Below are 20,398 nucleotides of genomic sequence, written 5' to 3'. Positions count from 1 at the left end.
GATGCAGGTCGACGCGGTCGGGCTGGCCGACGTGCTCCTGTTCCGCCCCGCGCCGCACCGGGACGATCGCGGGTTCTTCACGCGCACCTTCGACGCGGACGTGGCGAGGGCGCACGGGCTCGACCCGGCGTCGTTCGTGCAGGACTCGCAGTCACGCTCGGGCCACGCGACGCTGCGGGGCCTGCACGGACGGAGCGGTGCCGGCGAGGCCAAGCTGGTGCGGTGTGCCCGCGGGGCGATCCTCGACGTGGTCGTCGACGCGCGGCCGGGCTCGCCGACGTTCGGGCAGCACCAGGCCTTCCGCCTGGACGACGAGCAGTTCTGGATGCTCTACGTGCCGCGGGGGTTCCTGCACGGCTTCCAGGTGCTGAGCGAGGTCGCCGACATCTGCTACCGCATCGACCGCGCCCACGATCCCGCCGAGGACGTCTCGGTGCGGTACGACGACCCGGACCTCGCCATCGCCTGGCCGCTGCCGGCCGACACCCTCAGCCCCCGCGACCGGTCCGCGGGCTCGTGGCGCAACCTCACCGCGGTCGATGTCCACGGCTGAGTCCGCCTCCGACGCCCACCGCTGCCGGGGCTGTCGGTCGCCCCACGGCGAGGTCGTCCTCGACCTGGGTGAGCAGCCGGCCGCCGACCACTTCCCGCCCACCTCCGACCCCGGGCCGGACCCGCGCCACCCGCTCGCGATGTGGTGGTGCGCCGACTGCGGCCTGGCACAGCTGATGGCCGACGCCACCGTGGCCGAGGAGCCGCGAGCGATCGAGCCGCGCGCCGCCGTGCTGCAGGCGCACGAGGCCGTCGCCGACCTCCTCGGCGCCGGGCTGATCGAGCCGGGGGAGTTCGTCGAGTTCGCCAGCCCGCACGGCGGCTCCTGGGCCGACGCGCTCGTCGAGCGCGGCTTCCGGCCCGCCTCGGGCTCCCAGGCTTCGGTCGTGATCGACGTCTACGGGCTGATGCACGACCGCGACCAGGCCGCCGGGCTCCGGGCCCGCGCCGACGCGCTGGCCGATGACGGCGTGCTGCTCCTGCAGTTCCCGACCTACGCCGCCACCCTCCGGCGCCGCGAGTGGAACGCCCTACGACACGGCCACTTCGCCTACCACAGCGTCCCGGCCGCGCGGCGGCTGCTGGCCGACGTCGGGCTCTCCGTCGTCGCGGCCCGCAGCTACCCGCTCTACAGCGGATCGGTGCTCCTGCTCGCCTCACGCAGCGGTGCGGGCCCGGCCCACGAGGCCGCGGCGCTCGAAGATCTGCACCGCGCCGAGCTGGCCGCCGGCGTGCTCGACGTCTCGGCGATGGCCACGCTCGGAGCCGCGCTGGAGTCCGACGTCTGCTGGCTCCGAAACTGGGTAGCGGACCAGCCCGACGGAGCCTGGCTCTACGGCGCCGGCTCCCGCGCCGTGGCCGTCCTCGCCGCCGCCGACCTGCCTCCCGGTGCCGTCGCCGGCATCGCCGACGGCGCTCCCGCCAAGCAGGGCCGCCGCATGCCCGGCACCGACATCCCGGTGGTATCACCCGAGGCGATGCTGGCCGACGACCCCACGAGCATCCTGCTCATGCTCCCCGACCTCTCCGACGAGCTGCGCGACGCCTGGCCCGCGCTCGCCGACCGCTGGGTGGTCTACGGTCGGCACTGACCACGCGCCATCCCAGGCGGCGACCGCCACCTGTGAAGGTGCGGGGCATTCCGCCGCGAACGACGCGGCGCACTTTCGAGAGCCGGCCACCGGCCAACTTCCGGACCTCGACCGGTGGTCGATCTAGCCCAGACGCGGTCGAGCCCGTCGACCCACAGAGTGCGACGGGCTCGGCCGGGTCAGGGCGGGGTCAGAAGACCTCGAGCTGGGGGAGCGGTACGACGAGCTGGGCGCCCCAGTCGCGGGCGTACTCGAGCTGGGCGGAGATCTCCTCGCGGAGGTTCCACGGGAGGATCAGGATGTAGTCGGGCTTCGTCTCGGCCAGCTTCTCCGGGGCGTGGATGGGGATGTGGGTGCCAGGCAGGAACATGCCCTGCTTGAAGGTGCTGCGGTCCACCGTGTAGGAGAGCAGGTCCTCGCGGACGCCGGCGTGGTTGAGCAGCGTGTTGCCCTTGCCGGGGGCGCCGTAGCCGGCGACCGTCCTGCCCTCGCGGCGGGCGGCGATGAGGAACTCCACCAGGTCGTCGCGGGCGGCGCTGACGACGTCGGCGAAGCCGGCGTGGCCCTCGACCGTGTCGAGGCCGGCGGCGCGCTCGTCGGCGAGCACCTTGGCGACGCGCTCGGTCGGCTCGGTCGCGGTCGCGGTCGGCATCGACCAGGTGCGCAGCGAGCCGCCGTGGGTCGGCAGCTCGTCGACGTCGACGACCGTCAGGCCGGCCTCCGCGAGCACCCGCTGGGTGGTGAGGAGCGACAGGTAGGAGTAGTGCTCGTGGTAGATCGTGTCGTAGAGGCGGTCCTCGATCAGCCGGAGCAGGTGCGGGATCTCGATGGTGACCGTGCCGTCGTCCTTGAGCAGGGCGCGGAGGCCGCGCGCGAAGTCGACGATGCTCGGCACGTGCGCGAAGACGTTGTTGGCCGCCACCAGGTCGGCCTGGCCGTACTGCGCGGCCACCGCGGTGCCCGTCGCCTGCCCGAGGAACTCGCAGACCGTGTCGATGCCCTTGGCGCGGGCCACGTCGGCGATGTTCGCCGCCGGCTCGATGCCGAGGCAGCGGATGCCGCGGTCGCGCACGTGCTGGAGCAGGTAGCCGTCGTTGCTGGCGACCTCGACGACGAACGAGTCCTCGGTGAGCCCGAGCCGTTCGACGGCCCCGTCGACGTAGCGCTTCGCGTGCGCCACCCAGGAGTCGGAGTAGGACGAGAAGTAGGCGTAGTGGCTGAAGATGTCCTCACCGGAGAGGTACGCCGGGAGCTGGACCAGCAGGCACGACGAGCAGATCCGCACATGCAGGGGGTAGAACGTCTCACCCCGGTCGAGCCGGTCGGCCTCGAGGTAGCTCTCGCACGGCGGCGACATGCCGAGGTCGACGAAGGTCTGCGTGAGGTCGGTGCCGCAGAGGCGGCACTTGGGGACGATCATCGCCGACCTCCTCTCGTTCGGGCGCGGGCGCAGGGCTGTGGACGCTGCTGACGCTAGGAGCGGGGTGGGGCACGGATGCCCGACTCGCGGCGACGTACCCGGAATGGGGGATCGCGTCTAACCCCTCAGGCGCTTGGCGAGCTGGGCCGCGCGGCCGCGGAGCCGGCGGCGAGGACCCGGACGATGCGACATGACCCGGCTCGGGAAGTCGCCGCCGTGGTCGGCGCGGATGCTGGTGCGCGCCTGCAGCCAGGCGCCGGGCCGGGCCCAGCCGCCGTCACTGGTGTAGACCCGGCTCGCGCCGGTCCGGCGCAGGGCGCTCACGACGTGACGGTCGTAGGAGCCGAACGGCACCGCCACCTCGGTCACCTCCGCGCCGATCACGCGCTCGAGCGTCTGCCGCGCGCGCACCAGCTCCTCGGCCGCGGGCGCACCGACGGGGTCCCGGCCCAGCGTCCGCCAGTCGCGGTGCCTCCACCCGTGCGAGCCGATCACCATCCCGGCGGCGTGCAGCTCCCGGATGTCGGACTCGTCGAGGCGCCCGGGCTCTCCCATCAGCCCCGCGCAGGGGTAGAAGCGAGCGGTCAGCCCGCGCTCGAGCAGCATGGGCAGGCCGATCTCCAGGTCGGAGATGTTGCCGTCGTCGAAGGTGATCACGACCTCCGGGCGCCCGACCGCGGCGTCGAGCAGGCCCTCGAGCTGCTCGACCGACACCCAGACCTCGTCCTCGCCCTCCTCCAGCGGCCGGGTCGGTACGCCGACGCCGTGGACGTTGACGTTGCAGACCCACCGCCCGCCGTCGGCTCGCGTCATGGCGCCGCCGGCTCCCCGTGGATCTGCAGCTGGCTCTGCAGGCGGAAGAGCTCGGCGTACCGCCCGTCGCGGCTCACCAGCTCGTCGTGGGTGCCCTGCTCGACGATCTCTCCCTCGTGGAGCACGTAGATGCGGTCCGCGCCGCGCACGGTCGAGAACCGGTGCGAGATGAACAGCGCCGTGCGGTCCCGCAGCGCGTCGCGCAGGGTCGCGAACAGCTCGTGCTCGGCGCGCGGGTCGAGCGCCGAGCTCGGCTCGTCGAGGATCAGCAGCGGCGCGTCGCGGTAGAAGGAGCGCGCCAGCGCCACGCGCTGCCACTCCCCGCCGGACAGGTCGGTGCCGCCGGTGAACATGCGCGACAGGATCGTGTCGTAGCCGTGGGGGAGTCCCTCGAGCTTCGAGTCGGCCCCGGCTGCGGTCGCTGCCGCCCTGACCCGGAGCGGATCGACGGGACGGTCGATCCGGCCCAGCGCGATGTTGTCCGTCGCCGGCAGCGCATAGCGCACGAAGTCCTGGAACACCACGGCGATGCGCTGCCGCAGGCTCGAGGGGCGGAACGCCGCCACGTCGTGCCCGTCCCACGTGACGCGGCCGCCGTCGGGCTGGTAGAGGCCGGCCAGCAGCTTGGCCAGGGTGGTCTTGCCGGATCCGTTCTCGCCGACCAGCGCGACCACCTCGCCGGCCCGCAGCTCGATGTCGACGCCCTGGAGCGCGTCGCGCGGAGCGCCGGGGTAGCGGAACCGGACATCCTCGGCGCGGATCATCTCGAACCGCTCCGGTGGCTCCTGACCCTCGTCCTCCTCCACGGCGATCTCGCCGAGGGCGAGGAACTGGCGGAGGTCGTCGAGGAAGAGACCCGACTCGAAGATCGACTGCGCACCGCGGAACAGGGCCTGCACCTGGGTCGCCAGCAGCCGGATCGCGACGATCGCCGCCCCGGCCTCGGCGACGCCGATGTCCCCGCGGTCGATCAGCGCGACGAGGGCGATCAGGGTGCCGCCGAGGACGACGGCGGCGCCGAGCTGGCCGACCAGGCTGAGCAACCCGCGACGGATCACGTGCGCGCGCAGGTCCCGCAGGTAGGTGGCGTAGAGGTCGTCGAACCGAGCGGCGAGCCAGGCCGGCAGCCCGAAGGCGCGGACCTCCTTGGCCTCGTCACGCCCGGACTGGAGCACGGTGAAGTAGCCCCGCAGCCTGACCGCGGGCGTCTGCCGGACCGAGAACTCGAACTCGATCCGCGACTCCCGGCTGCTGGTGATCAGCAGCGGGATGCCCGCGATGACGACGAGCGGCAGCAGGATCGGCGAGATCGTGACGAGCGTGACTCCCAGACCGACGCAGGCAGCGAGCGCGCCGGCCATCGACAACAGCCCCGTCGTCACCTGGTGCGGTCGCAGCATGGCGCTGGTCTGCACCCGGTTGAGGCGGTTGTAGAAGTCGGGGGACTCGAAGAAGCGCAGGCCGACCCCGGTCGCAACGCCGAGCACCTTGCCCCACATCGTCCGCGCCACCGACTCGCCGAGGAGCCGCTGCAGCTGGCCCTGGACCGCGCCCGCCACCGCCGCGACGCCCGACAGCGAGGCCAGGACGATGACGGGCACCAGCACGTCGCCCATCACGCGGCCGCCGTCCTGGGCGTCGAGGATGCCGCTCAGCACCTGCTGGATCGTCAGCACCGTGGCGGCGAGCGCGAGCGCCGACAGGATCTGGACGGCGACCAGTGCACTGAGCAGTCGCTTCCCGGAGGACCAGACGAGCACCAGGCTGCTCCGCACGAGCCCCCAGAGCCGGCCCATCGACTTGCTGCCCGACCGGGCGGCGACGCGCAGGGCGAGGGGGTCGGCAGGGACGAAGTCGCCGCTCACGGCAGCGCCTCCGGTCGGCTAGCGTCGCCTCGCGAGGCGAGTGGAGCAGGACGGGAGGTTGCGGTGCGGCACAGGACCGTGCGGCGAGCCGTCGACGCGGTGTGTGTCGCCGTCTGCCGCGGCGAGAGACCCGACGTGCCGGACCTGCCGGGCATCGCGGACGGGCTCGTCCGCGCCGTGCGCTTCCACCGCATCGCTCCGCTCGCGCACGTCGCGCTCCGGGAGACCAGACCCGAGCTCGCGGCGCTGCTCCGCGAGGACCGCGACAGCGCGCTCACGCACCACGTGCGGGCGACGACCTCCCTCGAGGCGGTCGCCAGTGTGCTGGGCGACGTGCGCTGGGTGGTCTTCAAGGGCCCGGTGCTCTCCGAGACGCTCCACCCGGCGACCGGCCTGCGGTCGTACGGCGACCTCGACCTCCTGGTCGCCCCGGGTGACCTGCGCACGGCTTGCGAGCGGGTGCTCGGTGCCGGCTGGCAGCCGCTCGCCACGCGGCACGACCTCCTCAACGACGAGGTGACCGGGGAGCTCGAGGTAGGCCGCCCCGGCAGCACGCTCGTCGACCTGCACTGGTCGCTCGTGCTCTCCGAGACGATGCGCCGCAGGTTCCACGTCCCGACCGCCGGGCTGCTCGCGCGCAGCACCCCGCTCACCATCGGATCGGTGAGCGCGCGCACGCTCGACCCCGCCGACACGCTGGTCCACCTGTGCCACCACGCGGCGTTCTCGGCGGCGATGCGCCTGCTCCACCTGCTCGACGTCGACCAGGCGGCGCGGCGGATTGACGACTGGCAGGCCGTGGCCGACCGGGCTCGGTCGTGGGGCGCGGTGGCGCAGGTCGGGCTGGTGCTCGGCAGGGCCCGGCGTGTGCTCGGCACGCCAGTGCCCGCAGACCTGGACCGCCGGCTGGGGCTCTCACGCGGCTTCGGAGTCCTGGTGTCCACCATCGACGCCGCGTCGCCCACGGCCGCGGTGCGGCGCGAGGCCTCCTGGCCGCGACGGGTGGCACGCGCCGCGCGGCCGAGCGCGACGCGCACGGCCGCCGCGGCACTCAGGAACGGGCTGGTCGGGGCCGTCGACCGAGCCCGGCCTGCGCGTGCCCCGGAGTCGTCGGCCGCGGCCCGGCGCGAGGACGTCGAGGCGTGGATCGCCGCCGTCGAGGTCGTCTCCGGCACGGCCAGCCCGACGCGCTGACGGCCCCCGCCTCGGGTCAGACCCCGGCACACTGCTCTGCCCTCAGTCCGGTGGCGTGGAGCACGTCCGCAGCCAGGGTCTCCGGGAACGGCGGACCCCAGGGCAGCACGGCCGCGTGGACCGGCACCCGGTCGGCGACGTCCGCGAGGTGGTGGAAGGCCGTCCGGCGGACCGAGGCGTCCTGCCAGCCGAGCAGGCGTGGGAAGCGGGAGAGGATCAGCAGCGCCTCCGTCGGCGACAGCCGCGTGATCTCGGTGGTGTGCCGCTCGGGTGAGCGGTCGGGCACGGGCACGACGAGCGCCGCGAGCGGGAGGTCCTCCGTGGTCGCCGGCACGGCGGCGAGCGCCTGTCGAGCATCACCGGTCGTGCGGAGCTGCGGCGCGCTCCCCGCGTGGGCGAACCGCTCGGACAGGTCGTCCGCACCCTTGCGGAGGCGAAGCTCGGTCGCGCCCAGCGAGCAGGTCGGTGGGGAGGCCGTCGTGTCGAGGAGCAGCACGTCGTCGGTGACGAGGCGGGCGCCGTCCGCGCACAGCAGCGTCGCCATCGTGGACTTCCCCATGCCGGAGGCGCCGACGAAGGCCAGCGCGGCGCCGTCGACCTCGACCGCGCTCGCGTGCAGGACGGGCTTGCCGCGCATGGCCAGCACGAACGCCAGCAGCGTCCCGCTGACGAGCACCGACAGCAGGTCGGGGTCGAGGCCGGGGGCGGGATGCACGGTGGCGCGGGTCAGGCCCGGGTCGAGCTCGACGTCGCACGAGCCGAAGAACCGCAGCCGGAAGCCGTCGTCGACGGCGGTGGCGGCGTAGTAGTGCGTGTTCCCGCGCAGGTCGAGCAGCACCCGGCCCGGCGGCATCGCGTCGGTGCGCACGGCCGGCGCGCCGAGCACGAGCTCGAGGTCGACCGGCGCCACGACAGGGGCCGGTCGGCGCACGTGCAGCGGGATCTCCGAACGGACGGTGAGGCCGTAGACGCGGGTCAGCTCGCTCATCGGTCGGCTCCCGTCGGCACCGCGGTGAGGGGTCGGTACGACGACACGGCCCGGCGCGGGTCGACGACGGTGCCGGTGACGACGAGCCACGCATGGGCCCGCACCTCGCCGTCGACCTTGGCGACGCCGAGCTGCAGCGCGGGACGCAGGCGTCGCAGCAGCCAGCCGCACACCAGCGCCTGGCGCAGGCAGGTGTCCCCGAACGGCCAGTGCCGCAGGACGCGCCGGACGGCGTCCATGCGCAGGACCGCCCACCTGGGGAGCAGCACGGCTTCAGCCCGCTCGGCGTAGCTGTCGAACCCGTCGACGGCGAGCGGTGCTCCGAGCGCTCGGGCAAGCCGCGGCAGTGTGGTGGTCCGCAGGCCGACCTCGACCACGAGGGCGACGACGAGTGCGGCGCACAGGTCGGGGATCTCAGCGGCGCGGACGGACGGGATCCTCGATCGTCGGCCGGTCACGGCGTGCCCCCTGTGGCCGCGAGCCAGGCGCTGTGGAGCAGCAGTCCGGTCGCCATCGTCGGCTCGTCGGAGAGCCAGACGCTCCGGAGCCGCTCCACGTCGACGAGCTCCTCGTCGACGCCGCTCCCGTCCCACGTCCGCGCGAAGTCGCGGGTGGCCGCGCCGGCGTTGACCTGGTTGAACGACGCCTTCGTGGTCCGGCCCAGGACTGCCGGAGGCAGGACGTCGGAGAAGAGGGCGTGCATGGTCGCGGTGCGCCCGGGGAAGCCGGTGCGACCGCCGGCCCGCGCCAGGGCTTCCACGAAGCGATGGTCCAGCAGCGGGTCAGCCGCCCGGATGCCGTATTCCGCAGCTGCCGCTGCGTGGTTGTGCGAGATGGTCGCGAAGGGTCGCTGGCGGCTGATCGACCTGATGGCCGCGCCGTAGCCGAGCGGCTCCGCGCAGGCATCGACCGCCAGCAGCCGGACGTGTCGCTCGAAGGCGGCGGGACGCAGCCACCGTCGCTGGACCGTGGTCCGCACCGTCCGCCGTGCGATCTGCTGACGTGCTCGATAGGGGAGCACGGCGAGGGCGGAGTAGCGGATGGTCGCGCGGTCCGGACGGCGACGGCGGCGGAGGACAGCCAGGGGCGTGACACGCCGTGAGCCCAGCACGGCGTCGCCGCCCTCGCCGGTCAGCAACGACCCACCACGGAGGTGCTCGAAGACCACGCCGGTCGACTGCAGCGCCGGTGGCCACAGGACCCCGCGGCTCCAGAGCGCGTCGCGAGCAGTCGGGCCGAGGAGGTCGGACTCGCCGTTGCGGAGCTCGAGGCGGACCCACTCGGTCAGGCCGAGGTGGTCGATCACCGCACGCTGCCAGTCGCTCTCGTCGGTGTCAGGCAGGTCGGGGTAGATGCGCGTGACCGGGACGGGGGGCTCGTGGCCCTCGCGGCGGGCGAGCGCCGTCGCCGCGGCCAGCACGGCCGAGGAGTCGCGGCCGCCGGAGAACGTGACGTAGCAGGGGCCACGGACCAGGGCCGGCCGGATGGCGTCGTCGAGGGCCTCGCGGGGCGTGGCGCTGGATCGAGTCTGCGGCGGTGGCGGGACGGATCCATAGACCCAGCCGGCCGCGACCTCCAACGGTGCGGGGCGGAGGAAAGGGTCAGCAATCGGGCTCCGACGACGACCAGGGGGACGCCGAGACTCCCGGCGAACCCCCCGGTCCCCGCCGAGCGTCACGAGCCTGTGCCGTACGGGATGTCGATGTCGTACCCAAATACGGTAAAGACGAGGTGGTCGTCGTTTCCGTGGAAACCCTGGCCCATCGTCAGGCTCCTGACGGATCCGACCGTCGTCAGCTTCGGCGACTCGTAGTGTTCGTGCACTGGTACACCTCCTTTGCGTTCGTGACTCACCTGCCGCCGGAGACGGCGACGGGATCGGGGTGGCGCTCCCGAGCAGTGCCCTCGAGCAGGCCGTGCGCGTCGAGCTCGCCGACGAACCTCTGCGCGTCCTGCTGCGCCCGCGTCTCAGGGAGGTCGAACGCGTCGGCCAGGGCCTGGACCAGCTGCTGAAGGGTCCGCTCCTCGGTCAGCTCCCTCATCAGCACCGTGCCGCTGGCGTTGGCCGTCAGGTAGGTGGAGGTGCGCAGGTCGAGGATCACCAGGTCGCCGTCGATCTCGCGCCAGGTGATGTCGTCCACACGTAGTCTCATGATCCCCATCCGATGAGGCTGGAACTGCCTGAAATCGCTGATGGGAGGGTAGGCAGCGACGGCGGCTGCAGGCGCCTCCGCGCGGGGCATACTCACATTGGGGTACGACCGTCCGGCGCGTGTGACGTCAGGGGTAGACGGGGCGGTCCGTGGGCCGGTCCTGGGCCCCGTCCACGGCGACGTGGGCGCCGTTGATGCCGCCGGCGCGCGGGCTCAGCAGGAAGCACGCCGCGTCGGCGACCTCCTCCAGCGTCACGAACCGGCCGCCCGGAAGGTTCTCGGCCACGAACCGCGCGTGCGCCTCGGGGTCCGCGGCCTGGGTCCGGGCCCATCGACCGCCCTCGAACTGCACCGAGCCCGGGCTCAGGGTGTTGACCCGGATCCGCTCGCGCGCCAGCTCGACCGCCAGCGCCGGCGCGAGGTGGATGGCGGCGGCCTTCGAGACGGCGTACGACGAGCTGGCCCGCGGCTTCCACCCGCTGATCGACCCGATCACCAGAGCCGCGCCGTTGCCCGACGCCGACAGCCAGGGCACGGCCGCCCGGATCGCGGTGGCCGCGTGGACGACGTTGACCCCGAGGGTGAACATCCAGTCGTCCGCGGTCGAGGCCTGCAGGCCGCCGCCCCGCGACGAGCCGGCGTTGGCGACCAGCAGGTCGAGGCCCTCGCGCTCGGTCGCCGACCGGGTCACGGTCTCCTCGAGCGCGGCCGGGTCGGACACGTCGACGACGTACGGGTGGACCTCCAGGCCGTCGCGAGCGAGCAGGTCGACGGCCTCGGCGAGGCCGTCGGCGTTGCGGGCGGCGATCGACACGACCGCCCCCTCCCGGGCCAGCCCGCGCGCGATCGCGAGCCCGATGCCCCGGCTCGCACCGGTCACGAGTGCCCGTCTGCCGGTCAGCCTCAGGTCCACGACCCCGAAGTATCCCGGCGAGCCGGTCAAAGTCCAGTGCCGCAGGAGGGTCCCCAATGTGAGGTATGCCCGAGCGGTTCCCCGAACCGGTGCGCGGGAGTCGGGTGTCATCACTCCTGGCGACCCAGATCTCGCCCATGCTCTCTGGAGGCTTTCGTGACCAGTGTGATCGTCGACCCGACGTGCACCGACGACGAGCGGCGCCACGCGCTCTACGACGGTGACATCTTCGTCCACACCCACTCCCCGGCGATCCAGGCGTTCGTCGCGTTCACCCGCGGGCTGATCGAGGACGCCTTCGGCGGTCGTGACCCGGAGACGGCGCAGTACGAGATGGACGTCAAGGAGTACGCCGAGGTGCTCGGCTCGTTCAAGCCGACGTTCATCCACCACCCGGAGTCGAAGGTCCACCTCCGCGAGATCCTGGTCGAGCACGGCTGCGACCCGGAGCTGACCTACTTCGACGTGCCGCGGCTGCGCACGTCGACCTCGGACAACTACCTGACGACGGGCATCGCCTACGCGTTCCACCCGCACCGCGACACGTGGTACTCCGCACCGATGATGCAGCTCAACTGGTGGCTCCCGATCTACGACGTGAGCCCCGACAACGTGGTGGCCTTCCACCCGGACTACTTCGCCAAGGGCATCGCGAACGGCAGCGAGCGCTACAACTACTACGCCTGGAACCGCGACAGCCGCGCGATCGCCGCCTCCCAGATCGGCGAGGACACCCGCGACCAGCCGAAGCCGGAGGAGCCGATCGCCCTCGACCCGCAGATCCGGCCGGTGCCGCCGGTCGGCGGGACGATGGTGTTCTCCGGCGCGCAGCTGCACTCGTCGGTGCCGAACACCTCGGGCCGGACCCGGGTCAGCGTCGACTTCCGCGTCGTCCACCGAGGCGACGTCGAGGCCGGCCGAGGCGCCGTGAACGTCGACTCGCACTGCACCGGGACGACCATGCGCGACTACCTGCGCGTCTCCGACCAGGAGCGGCTGCCCGCCGAGGTGATCGCGCCGTACGACGTGGGCGTGCCGGACGAGCTGCTGCAGTACGCGATCTACTCGAGCTGAAGGGCGGGCCTGGTCGATGCGAGTCCTCGTTGCCGGAGATCGCGGCTACATCGGTGCCGTCCTCGTGCCGATGATGATGCGGGCGGGTCACGACGTCGTCGGGCTCGACGCCGGGTGGTACGACGGGTGCGACTTCGGCCCGCAGCCGGGAGGCTACGAGTCACGCACCGGTGACATCCGTGACCAGCGGCCGGAGGACCTCGCCGGCTTCGACGCGGTCGTGAACCTCGCCGCGATCTCCAACGACCCGGTCGGCCACCTCAACCCCGAGGCGACCTACTCGGTGAACGCCCACGGAGCTGCGCACCTCGCGCAGGTCGCCCGCGACGCCGGCGTGCCGCGCTACGTCTTCTCCTCGTCGTGCAGCCTGTACGGCGCCGCGGGCGACGGAGCGGTCACCGAGGAGAGCCCGTTCAACCCGGTGACGCCGTACGGCGAGAGCAAGGTCATGGCCGAGCAGCTGATCGGCAAGTTCGCCGACGACGACTTCAGCCCGACCTACCTGCGCAACGCCACCGCCTACGGGTCGAGCCCGCGGCTGCGTGCCGACATCGTGGTCAACAACCTGACCGGCGCCGCCCTCACGGCCGGCGAGGTGAGGCTGCAGAGCGACGGGTCGCCGTGGCGCCCGCTGGTGCACGCCGAGGACATCTCGCGAGCGTTCCTCGCCGTGCTGGAGGCCGACCGCGAGGTCGTCCACGACCAGGCGTTCAACGTCGGGCGCGACGAGGACGTCGTCCAGATCCGGACGATCGCCCAGGCGGTCTCCGAGCGGACCGGCGCGCCGGTCACGTTCGCCGAGGGTGCCTCGGCCGACAAGCGGGACTACCGCGTCGACTTCGGCAAGATCCAGTCCCAGCTCCCGGGGTTCCACCCCGTCTGGACCGTGGCTGCCGGCATCGACGAGCTCGCGAGCGACATGAGCCGGTACGCGCTCACCATCGAGCAGTTCGAGGACTCGTTCGTGCGGCTGCAGCAGGTCAACCGGCTCAAGGCCGCCGGTCGCCTGGACGACGACCTGCGACGCGTCGGGGCCGACCCGGCGCCGGCGGACTGATCCCTCGGCACCGAGGACCAGCCCGGTGAGCCGCCCCCGAGTCGCCGTCGTCCTGGTGACCTACAACAGCGCCGACGTGCTGCCCGGCTGCCTGGAGTCGATCCGTGACGGGGGCGCCGACGGCGTCGAGCTCACCGACGTCGTGGTGGTCGACAACGCCTCGGACGACGACTCGGCCGAGGTGGCCAAGGCGTTCGACGGGCTGCCGGTCTCGATCGTCCAGCTGATCGAGAACGCCGGCTACGCGGCCGGGCTCAACGCCGGCATCGCGTCGCTGCGCAAGCAGCCACCCGACGCGGTCATGGTGCTGAACCCCGACTGCCGGCTCCGGCCGGACATGCTCGCGACCCTCGCGCGGGCCGTGCGCCTCCCGGACCGCGCCGTCGTCGCGCCCCGGATGCTCAACCCGGACGGCTCCCTGCAGCCGAGCCTGCGCCGGCTGCCGACCGTGAGGGGCGCCCTGGTGGAGTCCGTCCTGGGCGGCCGGGTCGCCGACCGGCTCGGTGTGGGTGAGCTGGTCTTCGACGAGGAGCCGCACGACCGGCCGGGGCCCGTGCCCTGGATCACCGGCGCGGCCCTGCTCATCGCGTGGCCGGTCGTAGATGCGGTGGGGCCGTGGGACGAGACATTCCTCCTCTACAGCGAGGAGACCGAGTACCTGCTGCGGGCGGGCGACCACGGCTGGCGGACGTGGTACGAGCCGGCCGCGGTCATCGAGCACATCGGCGGCGAGTCGGGCACCCGGCCCAGCCTCGCCGCGCTGATGACGCTCAGCCGCGCCAAGCTCTACCGTCAGCGGCACGGCGCGGTCCGGAGCCTCGCCTACTCCGCCGCGCTGGCCGTCGGCATGGCCCTGCGCGCGGCCGCGGGCCAGCGCACCGCCCGGGCCGCCCTCGCGGCCCTGCTCCTCCCCTCGCGCCGCGTCACCTCGCTCGCGCAGCTGCGCTGAGCGGCGTGGGGGTGGGCGGGTCAGGCGCCGCGCACCTTGGCCGCGATGAACTCCGCCAGGGTGCCCACGGTGTCGAAGACCTCGCCGGTGAAGTCGTCGTCGTCGATCACGATGCCGAACCGCTCCTCGAGCGCGACAGCGAGCTCCACGACCGCGAGCGAGTCGAGCTCGGGCAGCTCGCCGAGCAGCGGTGTCGACGCGTCGAACGTCTGCCGGCGGTCCTCGATCGCCAGCACGCGCACGAGGACGTCGACCACGTCGTCGAGCACCCCGTCGAGCGCCCCGTCGAGCCCCCCGTCGCCCGGGGCGGCGGTCGGCAGCTGCGTCTGTGCATCCACGGGCGTCTCCTCCATCGTCGTCTTCTCTCAGACCAGGATCTCGGCCGGGTCGGGGTGGCCGAGGAACCTCGTCGGGCTCGCCGTGAACCCGTACGCGCCGGCCTGGAGCAGCACCACGAGGTCGCCGGGCTCGGTGCGCTGCAGCTCGACGTCGTCACCGAGCAGGTCGAGCGGGGTGCACAGCGCACCGACCACGCTGACCCGCTCGGTCTCGGTGCCGATGCTCTCGGTGCCGGCCGCGACCCGGCCGGTGGTGAGCGGGTAGTTGCGCCGGATCACCTGCCCGAAGTTCCCGGACGCCGCCAGCTGGTGGTGCATCCCGCCGTCGACCACGACGTAGGTCTTCCCGCGCGAGGTCTTCCGGTCGACCACCCGGGTCACGTAGAGCCCCGCCTCACCGACCAGGTAGCGACCGAGCTCGACGACGACGCGTGCCGCCGGGTGCGCCGGCCGCACCTCCTCGGCCACGAGGCGCTGCAGGTTCTCGCCGACGGCGCGCAGGTCGAGCGGCTGGTCGCGGTCGAAGTACGGGATGCCGAAGCCGCCGCCGAGGTTGAGGTAGGTGATCTCCTCGGGCCACTTCACCGCGAGCTCGAGGAGGAGCTGGACGGTCTGGCGCTGCGCCTCGACGAGGATCTCCGCGTGCAGGTTCTGCGAGCCGGCGAACACGTGGAACCCCTCGAGCGCCACGTCGGTGCTCGAGAGCTCGTCCAGCAGGCCCGGCACCTGCTCGACGTCGACGCCGAACTGCTGCGGGCCTCCGCCCATGCGCATGCCGGACCCCTTGACCGTGAAGTCGGGGTTGACCCGGATCGCCACCCGCGGTCGGAGCCCGAGAGCCGAGCCGGCAGCGGCCGCCCGCCGGGCCTCGCCCGCCGACTCGAGCTCCAGCAGCACGCCGGCGGCGACCGCCCGTCGCAGCTCGGCGTCCGTCTTCCCAGGCCCGGCGAAGCTCACGGCAGCGGGCTCCTTGCCGGCGTCGAGGGCCACCTGCATCTCACCGGCGGACGCGACGTCCAGCCAGTCGACCGATCCTGCGACGTGCTGCACGAGCGCGGGCATCGGGTTCGCCTTGACCGCGAAGCCGAGCTCGATGTCGGACCCCAGGGCCGCGCGCGTCGCCGCGATCCGGCGGCTCACGAGGCCGCGGTCGTAGGCGAAGAACGGCGTCGACCCGACCTGCTCGGCCAGGCGATGCAGCTCGATCCCTCCCACGCAGAGCCGACCCTCGTGCACGAACGGCGCCACGTGGTCGTCGACGTTCACGACACCACCTCCTTGCGGAGGAGCACGCGGTCGAACTTCCCGTTGGCGGACCGCGGGACCTCGGGCAGCACGAGGATCTCCGACGGCACCATGAACGTCGGCAGCGTGCGCCGGAGCGCGCCGTCGAGGGTCGCGGTGTCGAGTGCGCTGCCGCGAGGCGCGGTGACCACCAGGAGGACCCGCTGCCCGAGCGCCGGGTCGTCGACGCCGAGCGCGACCGCGTCGCGGACCAGGGTGGTGGCGTAGGCCGCCTCCTCGATCTCCGTCGGGCTCACGCGGTAGCCCGAGGTCTTGATCATCTCGTCGGAGCGGCCGACGAAGTAGAGGAAGCCCTCCTCGTCGGCAACCACCGTGTCGCCGGACCACACCGCGATCTCGGGGGCCCGCCACGACGGCGCCGGGCTCGGGTAGGGGCGGAAGCGCTGGCTGGTCCGCTCGGGGTCGTTCCAGTAGCCGAGGGCGACGAGCGGCCCGCGGTGGACCAGCTCGCCCTCCTCGCCGGGGCGGCAGCGCGAGCCGTCGGGGCGCAGCACCAGCACCTCGGCGTTCGGGATCGCCTTGCCGATCGAGTCCGGGCGACGGTCCACCTCGTCCGGGTCGAGGTAGGTCGAGCGGAAGGCCTCGGTGAGCCCGTACATGAGGTAGGGGCGGGCGTCGGGGAAGATGCTGCGGAGCCGGGCCAGGGTGCTCGCCGGCATCCGTCCGCCGGTGTTGGCGAAGTAGCGCAGGCTCTGCGTGGCCTCGGCGGGCCACGACTCGCCGACCAGCTGGATCCAGAGCGGCGGGACGCAGGTCAGCCCGGTGACCCGGTGCTTCGCGCACAGGCGGACCACGTCACGGGGCAGGAGGTAGTTGACCAGCACCACGTGCGCGCCGCTCGCGAACGCCGTCGTGAGCTGGCTCAGCCCGGCGTCGAAGCTCAGCGGCAGGGCCGCGAGGACGACGTCGTCGGCGTCGTTCTCGAGGTAGCTGCTGACCGACTCCGCGCCGACGAGCAGGTTGCGGTGGCTGAGCACGACACCCTTGGGGCGACCGGTGCTCCCGGAGGTGTAGAGGATGGCTGCGAGGTCGAGGTCGACGCCGGGGTCCCGGTCGGGCTGCCGACCCGGCCCGGCCACCAGGTCGTCGTAGCGATGGAGGGTGACCCGGCCGAACCTCGAACCCGCGCCGGTCTCGCCGGTCTCGGCGGTCGTGCCGTCCACCAGGACCACCTCCCGGAGGTGCTCCAGCTCCTCGGCCTGGTGGGACAGCTGCGCCCACCGCTGGCGCGTGGTGACCAGCACGCGCACGTCGCAGTCGTCGAGGATGTAGGCGACCTGGTCCGGCTTGAGCACCGGGTTGACGGGCACGAACACGCCACCGGCCGCTGAGGTCCCGAAGATCGCGACGACCGTCTCGATGCGCTTGTCGAGCAGGACCCCCACCCGGTCGCCGCTCTCGAGACCGATCTCCCGCAGGCCCGCCGCGAGCGCGCGGCACGTGTCGTGGAGCCGGGCGTAGTCGACGGTCACGTCGCGGTAGGTCAGTGCGGGCCGCTCGCCTCGCAGGGCGGCCTGCTCGGCGAGCAGGTCGTGCGCGTGGACTCTCATGGGCGTACCGGTTCTCTCGCAGCGCGGCTACCACGCCACGCAGGTCAGCTCGCTGTACAGGTCGTCGATCGCGTCGGCACCGACGCTCGCGCTGCGGAACATCTTCGGGCGGGGCTTCTTGAGGCGCAGGGCGAGCGACGGCCGGGAGCCGATGACGCGGAGCTCGCCGAGCACGCAGAGCACGCCGTGGTGCAGGAGGAGGTGGCGGGTCAGCTCGGTGACGGACGCGGCGAACAGCTCGCGGTCGCTCACGTGCAGGATCGAGGCGAACGCCGGCACGCCCTTGCGGCGGTCGTGGCGGAAGATCACGTAGCAGGTCCGGTCGCCGCGTTGCAGCAGCAGGTGGCGAGCCGCAGTCGCGCGCCGGTGGTCCTCGAAGATCACCTTGTCCGCGCCGGTCAGCCGGGACTCGATCACGTCGAGGTCGTCGACGACGCGGGTCCGCCGGGGCCAGGGGAGGGGCCGCGCCGGGATCAGCACCGTGTCGGTGTCGAGCGTGCTGAACCGCAACCGCTGGTTGAGCGGGACCACGGCGCCGCTGGGGGAGAGGTCGGTGAAGCTGTAGCCGGGCTGGGCGAGCAGGGCGCGCAGCATCCGGATCCCGTGGCTGCGGTGCGTCTCGAGCACGCACCACGCGCCCAGGTTGCAGAAGTCCTCCACGGTTCCGTTGACGAGGCGCTGGGAGTAGAACGCGAGGTGGACGCCGACCAGCTCGCCGTCGTGGACCAGCCGGAGACCGTGGTTGGGGGAGTCGACCACCCAGGGAGGCACGATCGAGGCCGCCCACTCCGCGGGGCTCAGCCGCGGGTTGAGGTGCCGGCTCAGGAACTCGCCCACGGCCGGCAGGTCGGCGCGCTCGATGGGCAGCAGGGCCGGCTTCTCGGACACGCCGTCACGATAGGAACGGTCGGCGCCGCCGCAGGCGCTTCTCCGCGCCCGTCCCCAATCCTGGGGAGACCTGGGCCCGGCACCGGCGCTCGAGGGCCGCGCCGCCCGTCCGCGCGCGCGTCGGCGGCCGCCGTCCCCAATTTCAGGGCAGCGCGGGCCCGTCCGGCTCGGGCGGTGCGGTGGCGACCTAGCGTCCTGGCCACGCGTGCCGAGCCCACGTGGACAGGCGAGATCGAGGGGGACGGGGGCGATCGATGACGACGGTGGACGTCGCAGCGACGAGCGGACTGGGTCTCAAGGTGGGCGACCTCGTGGAGGTGCTCAGCGCCGACGAGATCCGGGCGACGCTGGACGAGCACGGCGAGCTCGACGGGCTGCCCTTCATGCCCGAGATGCTCGCTCTCTGCGGACGACGGATGACCGTCCACAAGGTCGCGCACAAGCTCTGCGACTACGTCGGCATGACGGGCATGCGGCGGATGTACGACGCAGTGCACCTGACCGGGTCGCGGTGCGACGGCTCGGCACACGACGGGTGCCAGAACGCCTGCTCGATCTACTGGAAGGAGCGCTGGCTCAAGCGCGTCGACCCGGACGACCCCCTCCCGTCCACGCCCGACGCAGGCAGGCGCGAGCTGCTGCCGCTGCTGGTCCTCAACAGCAGGAAGGAGCCGTTCGACGACGGCGAGACCCGCTGGTCCTGCCAGGCGACGGAGATGCCCCGGGCCGCACCGCAGCGACTGCCGCTCAAGCAGCTCAGCCAGTACCGCGACGACGTCGTGTCCGGGAACGCCGGCGTGCGCGCGGTCCTCACCGCGTTCCTGGTCCGCCTGTTCAACCGCTACCAGGACTTCACCAAGAAGCTCCTGCCCCGGTTCCTGCTGATCCGCGGTGGGCTGCACTGGGGCTTCCTGCAGGGCGGCGTACGCAGCGGTCGCACGCCGACCGAGCACCTCGACCTGCAGCCGGGCGAGCTGGTCCGGATCAAGTCGCGTGAGGAGATCATGGCGACCCTCGACTCGAACCTTCTCAACCGCGGGATGGGGTTCGACGCGGAGATGTCCCGGTTCTGCGGTCGGACCGCGCGGGTCAAGGCTCGCGCCACGCGGCTGGTGGACGAGCGCACCGGCCGGATGCTCACGATGAAGAACCCCTGCATCATCCTGGAGGACATCGTCTGCGAGGGCGCCTTCACGGCCAACTGCCCTCGTGAGTACATCTGCTGGTGGCGCGAGATCTGGCTGGAACGGGTCGGCTAGCGCGTGGTCACCGAGCAGCCCACGCGCGGACGGCGCCGTCCCCAGGTCTCGGTCGCGCTGCCGGTCCGCAACGGCGCGGACACGCTGGCGCCGGTCATCGAGTCCGTGCTGGCGCAGACCTGCGCCGACGTCGAGCTGGTCATCAGCGACAACGCCTCGACCGACGGCACCGAGGACCTCTGCCGCGCGTACGCGGACGCCGACCCGCGCGTCGTCTACCGCCGGCACCCGGTCGACGTGGGCCTGCTCAACAACTTCGTGAGCGCCGCGCAGACCACGACGGGGACCTACGTGCGCTGGATCGGCGACGACGACTGGCTCGCACCCGACTTCGTCGCGCGCGTGCTCGAGGTGTTCCGCGAGGACCCGCGCCGGGTGGTGGTCACCACGGAGCTCGTCTACGGGGACGAGACGGGCGTCGCGTCGGCGCAGGCCGGCTACGACCCCACGGCAATGTCGTCGCCGGACCCGGTCAGGCGTCTCGCCGCGATGCTGCAGATGCTCACGAATGACGTGCCGGGGGTCGACCCGCTCTACGCGACGATCCGCCGCGACCTGGCGGCCGTCCCGAGGCGGAACATGATGCGCGAGGACCAGGTCTTCGCCGTCCGGCTCGCGCTCGGTGGACCGTGGGGGCACATCGCGGCGCCGCTCGCCGGCCGCCACTGGAGCGACGACCCGCCTGCCGCCATCGCCCGGCTGCTCGGCGTCCCGGAGTGGCGGCGACACGTGCGGGTGCTGCTCCAGTGCCGCGAGCTGGACCACTGGATCGCGCGCTCGCCCCTCGACGCGGCGCAGCGGCGCCGGGCGCGCGCGGAGCTCGTGCGGTTCTACGCCCGGGGCAAGCGGAACGCCGTACGCCGCCGGGTCGCCGACGTGGAGCGCCTCACCGGGCGCTCGCCGCGGGCCGCGTCGCACGCGGCGGGGTGAGGCCCATCGCGCGTCGTCCCCTATTCAGGGGACGTCGCACGCGCCGGGACGTGGTGCGG

General features: G+C 72.9%; 21 protein-coding genes. 8 read left to right on the top strand and 13 right to left on the bottom strand.

Annotated features, from left to right (window positions below; translation table 11 throughout):
* Position 1 precedes the first annotated feature (1 nt).
* Positions 2 to 553, top strand: coding sequence for a dTDP-4-dehydrorhamnose 3,5-epimerase family protein (locus tag G514_RS0118330; RefSeq protein ID WP_028652936.1), 552 nt, complete (start codon positions 2 to 4; stop codon positions 551 to 553).
* Entirely contained in the window at positions 540 to 1,643 is a 1,104-nt protein-coding gene (locus tag G514_RS27685) for a class I SAM-dependent methyltransferase (protein ID WP_036565174.1), read from the top strand. Before G514_RS0118330 ends, G514_RS27685 begins: the two co-directional genes overlap by 14 nt.
* A 190-nt stretch (positions 1,644 to 1,833) precedes the next feature.
* On the opposite strand, the gene G514_RS0118320 is transcribed toward G514_RS27685, so the two are convergent.
* The 3 genes from G514_RS0118320 to G514_RS27680 all read right to left on the bottom strand — a co-directional run bounded on the left by G514_RS0118320 (position 1,834) and on the right by G514_RS27680 (position 5,741).
* Positions 1,834 to 3,063 (bottom strand): class I SAM-dependent methyltransferase, encoded by a 1,230-nt coding sequence (locus G514_RS0118320; RefSeq protein WP_028652935.1) that lies wholly within the window; start codon positions 3,061 to 3,063, stop codon positions 1,834 to 1,836.
* A gap of 117 nt (positions 3,064 to 3,180) precedes the next feature.
* Positions 3,181 to 3,876, bottom strand: a complete 696-nt coding sequence (locus G514_RS0118315) for a polysaccharide deacetylase family protein (RefSeq protein ID WP_028652934.1) — start codon at positions 3,874 to 3,876, stop codon at positions 3,181 to 3,183.
* The gene (locus G514_RS27680) at positions 3,873 to 5,741 is read right to left on the bottom strand and encodes an ABC transporter ATP-binding protein (RefSeq protein ID WP_036565171.1); all 1,869 of its coding nucleotides are present in this window, start codon (positions 5,739 to 5,741) and stop codon (positions 3,873 to 3,875) included. Before G514_RS27680 ends, G514_RS0118315 begins: the two co-directional genes overlap by 4 nt.
* Before the next feature lie 135 nt (positions 5,742 to 5,876).
* On the opposite strand from G514_RS27680, the gene G514_RS0118305 reads away from it, so the two are divergent.
* Entirely contained in the window at positions 5,877 to 6,935 is a 1,059-nt protein-coding gene (locus tag G514_RS0118305; protein ID WP_028652933.1) for a nucleotidyltransferase domain-containing protein, read from the top strand.
* Positions 6,936 to 6,951: 16 nt separating this feature from the next.
* Here the strand turns inward: G514_RS0118305 and G514_RS27675 are convergent, their stop codons facing one another.
* From G514_RS27675 to G514_RS0118275, 6 genes are all read right to left on the bottom strand, one after another.
* Positions 6,952 to 7,923 carry a phosphoenolpyruvate carboxykinase (ATP) gene (locus G514_RS27675; protein WP_051247683.1) on the bottom strand — a complete coding sequence of 324 codons (972 nt, stop codon included), beginning with the start codon at positions 7,921 to 7,923 and terminating at the stop codon, positions 6,952 to 6,954.
* Positions 7,920 to 8,381 (bottom strand): lasso peptide biosynthesis B2 protein, encoded by a 462-nt coding sequence (locus G514_RS29475; protein ID WP_051247681.1) that lies wholly within the window; start codon positions 8,379 to 8,381, stop codon positions 7,920 to 7,922. Before G514_RS29475 ends, G514_RS27675 begins: the two co-directional genes overlap by 4 nt.
* Positions 8,378 to 9,502: an asparagine synthase-related protein gene (locus G514_RS0118290; RefSeq protein WP_036565168.1), complete on the bottom strand. Its 1,125-nt coding sequence runs from the start codon at positions 9,500 to 9,502 to the stop codon at positions 8,378 to 8,380. The genes G514_RS29475 and G514_RS0118290 overlap by 4 nt, the downstream gene beginning before the upstream one ends.
* 95 nt (positions 9,503 to 9,597) lie before the next feature.
* A complete protein-coding gene (locus tag G514_RS31380; RefSeq protein ID WP_169576492.1) occupies positions 9,598 to 9,747 on the bottom strand; it encodes a lasso RiPP family leader peptide-containing protein in 150 nt (49 codons plus the stop codon).
* A 26-nt stretch (positions 9,748 to 9,773) separates the two neighbouring features.
* On the bottom strand, positions 9,774 to 10,076 hold the full coding sequence (locus G514_RS27665; RefSeq protein ID WP_051247755.1) for a PqqD family protein: 303 nt from the start codon (positions 10,074 to 10,076) through the stop codon (positions 9,774 to 9,776).
* 127 nt (positions 10,077 to 10,203) lie between these two features.
* On the bottom strand, positions 10,204 to 10,989 hold the full coding sequence (locus tag G514_RS0118275) for an SDR family NAD(P)-dependent oxidoreductase (protein ID WP_028652931.1): 786 nt from the start codon (positions 10,987 to 10,989) through the stop codon (positions 10,204 to 10,206).
* A 156-nt stretch (positions 10,990 to 11,145) separates the two neighbouring features.
* Between G514_RS0118275 and G514_RS0118270 the strand changes: the two genes are divergently transcribed.
* Genes G514_RS0118270 through G514_RS27660 form a run of 3 tightly spaced genes read left to right on the top strand, consistent with a single transcriptional unit; the run spans position 11,146 to position 14,069 of the window.
* Positions 11,146 to 12,063, top strand: coding sequence for a phytanoyl-CoA dioxygenase family protein (locus tag G514_RS0118270; RefSeq protein ID WP_028652930.1), 918 nt, complete (start codon positions 11,146 to 11,148; stop codon positions 12,061 to 12,063).
* A 16-nt stretch (positions 12,064 to 12,079) separates the two neighbouring features.
* A complete protein-coding gene (locus G514_RS0118265; RefSeq protein ID WP_028652929.1) occupies positions 12,080 to 13,120 on the top strand; it encodes an NAD-dependent epimerase/dehydratase family protein in 1,041 nt (346 codons plus the stop codon).
* Positions 13,121 to 13,145: 25 nt separating this feature from the next.
* Positions 13,146 to 14,069 carry a glycosyltransferase family 2 protein gene (locus G514_RS27660; RefSeq protein ID WP_036565166.1) on the top strand — a complete coding sequence of 308 codons (924 nt, stop codon included), beginning with the start codon at positions 13,146 to 13,148 and terminating at the stop codon, positions 14,067 to 14,069.
* A 20-nt stretch (positions 14,070 to 14,089) separates the two neighbouring features.
* On the opposite strand, the gene G514_RS0118255 is transcribed toward G514_RS27660, so the two are convergent.
* From G514_RS0118255 to G514_RS27655, 4 genes are read right to left on the bottom strand one after another with little or no spacing between them, the layout of a single operon-like run.
* Positions 14,090 to 14,407: an acyl carrier protein gene (locus tag G514_RS0118255; protein WP_211222172.1), complete on the bottom strand. Its 318-nt coding sequence runs from the start codon at positions 14,405 to 14,407 to the stop codon at positions 14,090 to 14,092.
* A 27-nt stretch (positions 14,408 to 14,434) separates the two neighbouring features.
* On the bottom strand, positions 14,435 to 15,673 hold the full coding sequence (locus G514_RS0118250) for a pyridoxal-dependent decarboxylase, exosortase A system-associated (protein WP_028652927.1): 1,239 nt from the start codon (positions 15,671 to 15,673) through the stop codon (positions 14,435 to 14,437).
* Positions 15,670 to 17,262 (bottom strand): acyl-CoA ligase (AMP-forming), exosortase A system-associated, encoded by a 1,593-nt coding sequence (locus tag G514_RS0118245; RefSeq protein ID WP_028652926.1) that lies wholly within the window; start codon positions 17,260 to 17,262, stop codon positions 15,670 to 15,672. Before G514_RS0118245 ends, G514_RS0118250 begins: the two co-directional genes overlap by 4 nt.
* A 27-nt stretch (positions 17,263 to 17,289) precedes the next feature.
* Positions 17,290 to 18,150, bottom strand: a complete 861-nt coding sequence (locus tag G514_RS27655; protein ID WP_028652925.1) for a hypothetical protein — start codon at positions 18,148 to 18,150, stop codon at positions 17,290 to 17,292.
* A 254-nt stretch (positions 18,151 to 18,404) separates the two neighbouring features.
* Here G514_RS27655 and G514_RS0118235 point away from each other — a divergent pair, with 254 nt between their 5' ends.
* The gene (locus G514_RS0118235) at positions 18,405 to 19,409 is read left to right on the top strand and encodes a hypothetical protein (RefSeq protein WP_051247679.1); all 1,005 of its coding nucleotides are present in this window, start codon (positions 18,405 to 18,407) and stop codon (positions 19,407 to 19,409) included.
* A gap of 3 nt (positions 19,410 to 19,412) precedes the next feature.
* The gene (locus tag G514_RS0118230; protein ID WP_051247677.1) at positions 19,413 to 20,339 is read left to right on the top strand and encodes a glycosyltransferase family 2 protein; all 927 of its coding nucleotides are present in this window, start codon (positions 19,413 to 19,415) and stop codon (positions 20,337 to 20,339) included.
* The last annotated feature ends 59 nt before the right edge of the window (positions 20,340 to 20,398 follow it).

Source organism: Nocardioides halotolerans DSM 19273, assembly GCF_000422805.1.
GTDB lineage: Bacteria > Actinomycetota > Actinomycetes > Propionibacteriales > Nocardioidaceae > Nocardioides > Nocardioides halotolerans.
This window is presented reverse-complemented; position numbering and strand designations above follow the sequence as displayed.